This is a genomic window from Cupriavidus sp. HMR-1 (assembly GCF_000319775.1).
In the GTDB taxonomy this organism is placed as follows: Bacteria; Pseudomonadota; Gammaproteobacteria; order Burkholderiales; family Burkholderiaceae; genus Cupriavidus; species Cupriavidus metallidurans.
The window spans coordinates 1-8,467 of record NZ_ANKP01000243.1; the positions used below are offsets into that span (position 1 = coordinate 1).

General features: G+C 65.9%; 9 protein-coding genes. 6 read left to right on the top strand and 3 right to left on the bottom strand.

All coding sequences use genetic code 11. The features are described 5' to 3' along the window. From D769_RS25635 to D769_RS25650, 4 genes are all read left to right on the top strand, one after another. On the top strand, positions 1-589 hold a 589-nt coding region (locus D769_RS25635; protein ID WP_008650967.1), incomplete at its 5' end, for an SDR family oxidoreductase. A 233-nt stretch (positions 590-822) separates the two neighbouring features. Then, on the top strand, positions 823-1,341 hold the full coding sequence (locus D769_RS25640) for a MarR family transcriptional regulator (RefSeq protein WP_008650968.1): 519 nt from the start codon (positions 823-825) through the stop codon (positions 1,339-1,341). Between the two features lie 240 nt (positions 1,342-1,581). Beyond that, the gene (locus tag D769_RS25645) at positions 1,582-2,568 is read left to right on the top strand and encodes a putative sulfate exporter family transporter (protein ID WP_040011258.1); all 987 of its coding nucleotides are present in this window, start codon (positions 1,582-1,584) and stop codon (positions 2,566-2,568) included. Positions 2,569-2,707: 139 nt separating this feature from the next. Further along, a complete protein-coding gene (locus D769_RS25650) occupies positions 2,708-3,139 on the top strand; it encodes a hypothetical protein (protein ID WP_008650970.1) in 432 nt (143 codons plus the stop codon). Positions 3,140-3,278: 139 nt separating this feature from the next. On the opposite strand, the gene D769_RS25655 is transcribed toward D769_RS25650, so the two are convergent. Continuing rightward, entirely contained in the window at positions 3,279-4,148 is an 870-nt protein-coding gene (locus D769_RS25655) for a LysR family transcriptional regulator (RefSeq protein ID WP_008650971.1), read from the bottom strand. A 174-nt stretch (positions 4,149-4,322) separates the two neighbouring features. On the opposite strand from D769_RS25655, the gene D769_RS25660 reads away from it, so the two are divergent. Continuing rightward, a complete protein-coding gene (locus D769_RS25660) occupies positions 4,323-5,408 on the top strand; it encodes an alkene reductase (RefSeq protein ID WP_040011259.1) in 1,086 nt (361 codons plus the stop codon). Between the two features lie 55 nt (positions 5,409-5,463). On the opposite strand, the gene D769_RS25665 is transcribed toward D769_RS25660, so the two are convergent. Continuing rightward, the gene (locus D769_RS25665; protein WP_008650973.1) at positions 5,464-6,885 is read right to left on the bottom strand and encodes a cytochrome P450; all 1,422 of its coding nucleotides are present in this window, start codon (positions 6,883-6,885) and stop codon (positions 5,464-5,466) included. An 86-nt stretch (positions 6,886-6,971) separates the two neighbouring features. Here D769_RS25665 and D769_RS25670 point away from each other — a divergent pair, with 86 nt between their 5' ends. After that, entirely contained in the window at positions 6,972-7,910 is a 939-nt protein-coding gene (locus tag D769_RS25670; RefSeq protein ID WP_040011260.1) for an AraC family transcriptional regulator, read from the top strand. 107 nt (positions 7,911-8,017) lie between these two features. Here the strand turns inward: D769_RS25670 and D769_RS25675 are convergent. Further along, positions 8,018-8,467: LysR substrate-binding domain-containing protein (locus D769_RS25675; protein ID WP_008650975.1), on the bottom strand; the 450-nt coding region annotated here is incomplete at its 5' end.

Sequence of the window (8,467 nt, forward strand, 5' to 3'; positions counted from 1 at the left end):
CCAGGCCGCAGGCGGCCGTGCCCGTGCCTATCACGCCGACGCGGCCGATGCCGCGGCCGTCACGCGTGCGATCGACGCGGCCGCCGCTGACTTCGGCAGGATCGACATCCTCGTGAACAACGCCGGCGTGCTGTTCCTCGGTCCGGTCGATACGTTCCCGCTGGAAGACTTCGACAAGACGCTGGCCGTGAATGTACGCGCGGTATTTGTCGCCGCGAAGGCAGCGCTGGCGCACATGGGCCAGGGCGGCCGCATCATTAACATCGGCAGCACCAATGCGGATCGTATGCCGTTCCCGGGCGGCGCCGCCTACGCGATGAGCAAGTCCGCCCTGAAGGGGCTGGTGCAAGGCATGGCACGCGACCTGGGACCGAAGGGCATCACGGTCAATAACGTGCAGCCTGGCCCAGTCAACACCGACATGAACCCCGAGGACAGCGAATTCGCAGCATCGCTGCACGGCCTGATGGCGCTGCAACGTCACGCCCACCCCGACGAGATCGCCAGCATGGTGGCGTATCTGGCCGGCCCTGAGGCTGGATTCGTGACGGGTGCCAGCCTCAACGTGGATGGCGGTTTCGCGGCTTGATGCCGCACGGAAACGCCGCGCCCTGATGCGCGGCGGCCGGATGACACTGCTTGCGCGCGCCGGTGACGCGCCCCGATGTCGGGCGCGTCACCGGCGCGCGTAACGTTTGTGAGGCGGGCGTCCGACGCGCAAACCCGCGAAGTTGCCGGCAACCCTGCATGTGAGACAATCGCGATCGGCTTCCAGCCGCGCTTTGCGGCGATTTTCCAGCACGTCTCCACAGCTCCCCCTTCATGTCCAGCACAACCCGTTCCGCCTCCGTCGACACCGGGACCACCGACCCGTGGTCGAACCTCGACGAAGCCGGCACCGATCTCAACGTCAACGACTTCCTGACGACGATGCTGAGCCAGCTCGTCACGGCGCTGCGCAGCAACGTGACGGAGCCGTACGCGTCCCGCTTCGAGCTGACGGTGCCGGAGTGGCGCATCCTGGCGCTGCTGGCGCACGGCGAGACGATGTCATTCGCGGAACTGGTCAGGCAGTCCACCTCGGACAAGGCGCTGGTCAGCCGGACACTGCGGCTGCTGGAGGATCGCGGGCTGGTGACGCTTGAGTCGGAAGGCGGAACGCGCCGGCGCCTGACATGCCGGATTTCGCCAGAGGGGGCCACCCTCCATGCGCAGGTCATTCCGCTGGCGCGTCGCGGGCAGGCATCGGTCATCCGGATGCTGACGCCAGAGGAAAGGCGCGGACTTTACTCAGGGTTGCGCAAGCTGCACGGGCTCTGCACCACCCCGAACAAGCAGTAGGAAGACTGGGGCCACGCCAGACGGGCCCGAGCCGATAGAACGAACCGATAAAAGCAAACCGCCGCCACGAGCACCTCGTCGCGGCGGTTTGCTTTTGTGGGGGATCGTCGGTTGCCGCGGCAGGCCCGACAGCCGTCCTTATCGACATTTTCGATAGATACAACCCGAAAATACCGTTGGCGCCCATATGCACTGAGGAAATATCGTTATGCAAAATTCATCTAAGAAGGTGTTTGCAGCATGGCGTCCCGACTCCTCTCCGCAAGGTCCACGCTCCCCGGGCTACTCCTCGTTCTCGCCCTGACCGTGCCCGCCACGCTGCTTGGCAAGGCTGTGCCGCTGTTGGGGGGTGCCGTATTCGGCATGTTGCTTGGCCTGCTCTGCCGAGCCTTCCTCAAGCCATCCGAGTCGTGCAAGCCCGGCATCCAGTTCGCTTCCAAGCAGCTTCTGCAGTATTCGATCGTCGGCCTGGGGTTCAGCCTGCCACTGCATGAGGTCGTCCATACCGGATTGACGTCCTTGCCTATCTCGCTCGTCACACTGGCGGTTGCCTTCACCGTGGCCCTCGTGGCCGGGCACCTGCTGCGCATCCCGGAGAAGCTCAAGGTCCTGATCGGTGCCGGTACGGCCATTTGCGGCGGCTCGGCAATCGCCGCGATCACGCCCGTGCTGCAGCCGGACGATCACGACATGACGTATGCGTTGTCCACGATCTTCATGTTCAACGTCGTGGCCGTGGTGATCTTCCCGATCCTGGGCAAGATGCTCGGCATGTCCGATGCCGGCTTCGGCCTGTGGGCCGGCACGGCGATCAACGACACCTCGTCGGTGGTGGCAGCCGGCTATGCCTGGAGTTCAGCCGCCGGCGAGTACGCGACGATCGTCAAGCTGACACGCGCGATGATGATCGTGCCCGTCACGCTGGTCATCGCCATGCTCTTCCAGCGCAGCCAGCCTGGCGGCTCGATGCGTCGCGTGATCCCCTGGTTCATCGTGCTCTTCGTGCTGGCGTCGGCAATCAACGAATTCCTCCCGGCAGGCGTGACGCACGTCATCCAGCAACTGGCCCCGTTCCTCGTCATCGGCGCGCTGACCGGCGTTGGCCTGAGCACCGACTTCGAACGCCTGAAGCGCGCCGGCGCCCGCCCGCTGCTGCTGGGCCTGATCGTGTGGGTCAGCGTGGCGCTGAGCAGCCTGGTCATGCAGCACATCACCGGGATGCTGTGAGTCCAAGGCCACAGCGGCCAGCGTCGTTGTAATCCGCCGATACAACCGCAATACGCTGAAACGGGAAAGAACTAACAGATTGCGTGCTCTTGTGGGGAAATGCTCCCCACAATCATCAACCGGAGCCGAGACACGCAACATGAATCATCCCGCCCCCAACAAACCGCGCCACACCTTCCGTCGCCAGCCACGTATTGCCGCCTGGCTGGCGGCTGCCGCCGTGCTGGCCCTGCCAGGCGTCGCCTTCAGCCAGCAAGCGGCCTCGCCCCCGGATGGAGGCGATAACGACGCGGCCATGCGCAATATCCAGAGTAACTTCGCGCGCATGACGCCGGCGCCACGCACGATCGACACCATCAATCAGGAATTGAAGCAGACCGCGACAAAATCCCATGGCGGCGGCGGTGGCGGCTTAGGTCAGCGCGGTGGCGGCCGGCATGGACGGCAGGCGCAGCAGCAGGACAAACCCGACTCGGGGAATGGAAACACGCCAGGCACGGCGGGTACGCCGGGTGGTGGCACGGCGCCCTCCGAGTCGACCGGTTTGTCCAGCGGGCCGTCGGCTCAGTAGCAGTCTCGCTCCTCGGAACGCCACGGGGTGAACTGACTCGCGTCAGGCGCGCCTTCGTTGGCACTGGGATAAGACGTGGCACTGGAAGCCTTCTCAATCACTGTTTTTTCACAGCGTTGAGCGCGCGGCTACCCGCCTGTTATTCGAACCGTTCACGCAGGAACTCAATGAATCGCTGCGTCTTGGCCGGGAGCAGGCGCGTCTCGGTCATGGCGTAGACCGGTACCGGCGTTCCCTGCCATTCGGGCATCAGCCGGCGTAGCTGTCCCGTGGCGAGGTCATCTGCCACGATCGCTTCGGCCATCAGCACGATGCCCATGTCGAGCGCGGCCAGACGACGCGCCATCCCGACGCTGTTCAACGTAAAGCGGCTGCTCACCGGGATCGTGGTGGTGACTTCGCCGCGATGCAGTGTCCACGCACCTCCCCGCTGTATGCCCAGACATTCGTGATGATTCAGATCGGCGGGGACGCGCGGCTCTCCCGCGCGTTCGATATATCCGGGCGAGGCATAGAGATAGGTCCCGAACGACGCCAGCTGACGCGCGATCAGTTGCGAGACTTCGGGCTCGCCCGCGCGGATGGCGACATCGAACGGCTCGCTCACCAGATCCACTCGCCGGGGCGTGAGATCGAAGTCGAAGCTCAGTCCGGGGTAGCGGCCAGCAAACTCTGCAATCAGCGGCGCCAGATAGGTCACCGCGAAATCAACTGGAAATGACGCCCGGAGCACGCCCACAGGCTCCGCCAGCATGGTCCCGAGCTGTTCATGTGCCAGTCTGGCATCGCCCACGATGCGCTTGCATCGCTCGAAGTAGATCCGGCCGGCCTCCGTCAACTCGATCTTGCGCGTCGTACGGTGCAGCAGGCGCAACCCGATCGCCTTTTCCAGGGCGCTGATTCGCCGGGACAGCGTCGAACTCGGCATATCCAGAACGTCCGCGGCGCTGCGAAACCCCTTCGCCTTGACGACCTCCACGAATAAGGCCATGTCGTTCAATAGTTCCACGCCGATTGCTCCATCAGTGGATCAATGCATTGCAAATTAGCAGATTTATCTCGATCAGGAAGCAACCGATGATGGCGCCATGGAAGCGCTGATCCGCGCGATGGCGCGCGGCAGCGCCTGATCGGCATCGCAAACCGATGCCGGCAACCTGCACTGTCAAAAGAGGTCATGCACATGAGCGCACTGTTCACCCCGGTCCGCGTCGGCCGATACACCCTGAAGAATCGCCTGGTCATGGCGCCGATGACCCGTAGCCGCGCCAGCCTTGATGGCACGCCGGGCGAACTGGCGGCCGAGTACTACGCGCAGCGCGCGAGTGTCGGTCTGATCGTGACCGAAGGGACCCAGCCTTCGGACGACGGGCAGGGGTACCTCGCCACGCCCGGCATCTACACCGAAGCCCATGTCGATGGATGGAAAAACGTCACCGCCGCAGTGCACGAGCGTGGCGGTCGGATCTTCATCCAGCTCATGCACGCGGGACGCATGTCCCACCCGGACAACACGCCGCATCACCGGCAAGGTGTGGCGCCATCCGCCATTGCCCCCGGTGTGCCGATGTTTACGCTGAAGGGTATGCAGGACATTCCGGCACCGCGCGCGCTGACCACTGATGAGGTGCGCCAGACCGTGGACGACTTCCGCTTCGCCGCCCGGCAAGCGATCGCCGCGGGCGCGGACGGCGTCGAGATCCACGGGGCCAATGGTTATCTGGTCCAGCAGTTCTTCGCGCCCAATGCCAATACCCGCACCGACAAATACGGCGGCTCGATCGACAACCGCGCCCGCTTCGCCATCGAGGTGGCCACCGCAATCGCCGGGGAAATCGGCGCGGACCGGACGGCCATCCGACTATCGCCCGGCACGCCGCTGTGGGGCATCGACGAAGGCGCCGAAGGTCCGGCGCTCTACCGCCACCTGGTAACGGAACTGGACAAGCTCGGCCTGGCGTACCTGCACGTCACCCTCCAGGGCAACGAGCCACAGTTGGCCGACATCCGCGAACGCTGGCGCGGCACGCTGATCCTGAACCGGCCGGGCCGCACCCGTGAAGCTGTGGGTGCCGACATGGCATCCGGGCTTGCCGATCTGGAAGCCTATGGACAGATGGTGCTGGCCAACCCGGACTTCGTCACCCGCCTGAAGCTCGGCGCGCCGATGAACGATGCCATTCCCAATGCGTTCTTTGGTGGCGACGGGCATGGGTATATCGACTACCCGGCCCTGGCCCTGGCCCTGACCGATACCGTGACGTCCTGAGGCACTGGCACGTGCCACCTCGCCGTCGCTGAGACCGGCGAGGCGGCAATCCCGGTCAAATCGGCGTCACGGCAAGCCAAAGCGGCTGATCCGGCCGTAACGTCACGTTCAACAGCGGCCGCGGATGTGCTGCGCCTTCCGGCGCCGACAGCTTGTACCGCTGCAGCAGCATCGCGGCGATGACCGTCATCTCGGCCGTTGCCAGGTGCTGCCCCAGGCAAACCCGCGGGCCGGTGCCAAATGGCATGTAGGCGCCGCGCGGGGCCTGCGGCGAACCTGTCGAGAAGCGATCGGGCTGAAAGCGCTCCGGCTCCGGGAACAAGCGCGGATCGTGGTGCATCAACTGCAAGGGCAGCATGAACAGCGTGCGCGCCGGTAGGCGCCACGGGCCCAGGGTGATGGAGCGGACCGCGCGACGGCTGATGAGCACCGGGGCCACCGGGTAGAGACGCATCGACTCCGTGATCGTCTGCACCACCTGACGCAGCGCCTGGCGACTATCCGCCGTCGGCGCCTGGCCGCGCAGCACATGCGTGACCTCGGCGCGTGCGGCGTCCTGCGCGGACGGGTTCGATGCCATGCACCAGGCCCACCACGTCAGCGTCGCCGCGGTGGTCTCGTGTCCGGCCAGGAACGTCGTCATGCATTCGTCGCGCACCGCCTGCAGCGGCCACGCCGCCGCGTCATCCCGATGCAGGCACAGCAGGCGCGAAAGCAGGTCGTCCGGCCAGGTATCCGTGCGCATCCGCAGACGCGCCTGCAGATGTCGCTCGATCAGGCCCCGCAACGTGTGGAGTGCCTGCCGACTTGCGCGCTTCCATGGCACCCAGTCGGGCAGGCTCGCCGGCCAGTAAAAATCGGCGTTGGCCGCCTCGCTGATCGCGCGCACGGCGTACTCCGCCACGCGCGCGTCCTCACCGATCTCATCCGAAAACATCATCCGGACGATCACGTCCATGGTCAGCGACGTCAGCGCGCTTTCCACCGGCCAGTCCGCCACTCGCGTGGGCCATGTGGCGAGCCCCTTGTCGACGATCTCCACGATGCCCGGAACGAAACCATGCACGGCCTTCGGCATGAAGCCCGGCTGCAACGCCTGCCGCTTGCGCGACCATGCGTCACCCTCTGCGGTCAGCACGCTATGCCCATGCACGCGGGCGAACACGCGCGTGCCACGTTCCCAGCGGACCAGCGAGTCGTGATGGGTCACCAGAAGTTCGCGGACGAGCTGCGGGTCGGTGACGACGACCGCATGTTCCGGCCACATCCGCAAATGCACGACGTCGCCGTAAGTCCGCTGCCATTCGCCGAGCGTGCCGAGCAGATCGCGCGACATTCTCCGCAGCAGGTGCCAGCCAGTCAGGCCGGCTGCCGGACCAGGCGGCCAGGCGCCGTATGGATGCAGCAGTGGCGAGCCAGGCGGCGTCGGCGACTTGGTCGCCTGGAACGGGCATTGGGATTGGGATTCGGTGGTCATGTGCAGATTCCACACGCTCCCACGCGGTCTGTCTTGAACCGAAACGACATCGACAGCCACGCCGCGCCTGCCTATACTCGCCGCTCATGTCCTCCGGGCCCCTTTCGACGCCGATCCAATGCCCAGACCCGACCGCGCGCGCGCCACTGGCATCGCACGGCGGGCGGCCCCCTCATGCGCGACTCTATCCGGCCCCGCCATCGCTGCATGGCGCCATTGCGGCAATCGTGTGCCGGGACACGCGCGGCTTTCCGCTGACCGACGCGCAGCGCCTGACCCACGTTCCCGCATCGCCGCTCGTTTGCCTGTCCTGGTTTCCCGATCCGGGCACCGGCCTGGTGGAACGGTCATCGAACGGTCCCCTGTGGCGCCCCATCGGGGCCACGGTTGCCGTTTCCGGTAGCCAATCGTCACCACTCACGAGCTGGGTGCCGACCACCGGACGCGGTGGCATGGTGTGCTTTACCGCAGATGCGGCCAAGGCATTGTTCGATCTGGATCTGACGGCAATTCACGATCGCTTTCGATGCGCGCGCGAAGTGCTTGGCGATGGCTGGCGGCCACTCATCGAGTCCCTGAGCGATGCCGAGAGCGACGCGGAAACACTGGCGGCGCTCGAGCAACATCTCGCTCCGCGATGGCTCGCGCTTCAGCATCGGTCGTCCACGCTCGCGTCTCTGCGCCAGACGGGCCGGCGCTGGGTGGAACGCCTGGCCTTGCAGGCCCGCGAATGGCAGCGGACAAGCAGCCCGCGTCAGGTGGAACGTCGCATCAAGGCCTATAGCGGCCGGTCCTTGCGCGAGTGGCAAGCGATCGTCCGAACCGAGGGCGCATTTTTCACAGCCCGCGATCGTTACGAGGCCGGCCAGCCATTCGACTGGCCCGGGCTGGCGCTGGAGGAAGGCTTCGCGGACCAGGCCCATCTGGTCCGCACGACGAAACGCATTACCGGCTTTTCTCCGACCGAGTTCGCGCAGCGCTTCGTCGAAGATGAATCGTTCTGGTTGTACCGCTTGTGGGTCTGACCGGACCTCGGATGGAAAGTATGCGTAGAGCGCCGCTCGAGCCCGGCTGCCGCAGGCCATGCGGGAACCCGCCTCTGCCAGCCAATACCACCCAACACCAGCCAACATCAGGGCGGCAGTAGCGCAGCCCGCGCAGCAGCCAGCACCTCGCGGCTCAGCCCGTCGAGCAAGCCAGACGCCGCGCGTGCGTATTGCCAGTGAAGGGGGACATCGAGCGGCGCCCCTGGCACCAGTTCGACTAGCGTGCCATCCGCCAGATACGGCGCGACGAGCGCCTGTGGATGCAGGCCCCAGCCCATGCCGGCCAAGGCCGCCGTCACGAACGCCTGCGACGACGGCAGGGTATGCCGGGGCAGTTCCACATGCCGATGGCACAAGCGCCGCGCCCACCGCACCTGCAGCTCATCCTTGGTGTTGAACACGAGGCTGGGCGCCTCGGCCAGGGTGCCTGCGCCAACGCCATCGGCAAAGTAGCGCTGCATGAACGCCGGACTGGCCGCCGCCAGATAGCGCATGGCGCCGAGCGGGCGGCTGTTGCAGCCTGCCGCGGGCCGGCC

What these genes read in the sequence shown, in the direction of transcription:
- D769_RS25650 (WP_008650970.1), top strand. Translation starts at nt 2,708, where the DNA reads ATGAATCATCCCGCCCCCAACAAACCGCGCCACACCTTCCGTCGCCAG.
- D769_RS25645 (WP_040011258.1), top strand. Translation starts at nt 1,582, where the DNA reads ATGGCGTCCCGACTCCTCTCCGCAAGGTCCACGCTCCCCGGGCTACTC.
- D769_RS25640 (WP_008650968.1), top strand. Translation starts at nt 823, where the DNA reads ATGTCCAGCACAACCCGTTCCGCCTCCGTCGACACCGGGACCACCGAC.
- D769_RS25670 (WP_040011260.1), top strand. Translation starts at nt 6,972, where the DNA reads ATGTCCTCCGGGCCCCTTTCGACGCCGATCCAATGCCCAGACCCGACC.
- D769_RS25660 (WP_040011259.1), top strand. Translation starts at nt 4,323, where the DNA reads ATGAGCGCACTGTTCACCCCGGTCCGCGTCGGCCGATACACCCTGAAG.
- D769_RS25665 (WP_008650973.1), bottom strand. Translation starts at nt 6,885, where the DNA reads ATGACCACCGAATCCCAATCCCAATGCCCGTTCCAGGCGACCAAGTCG.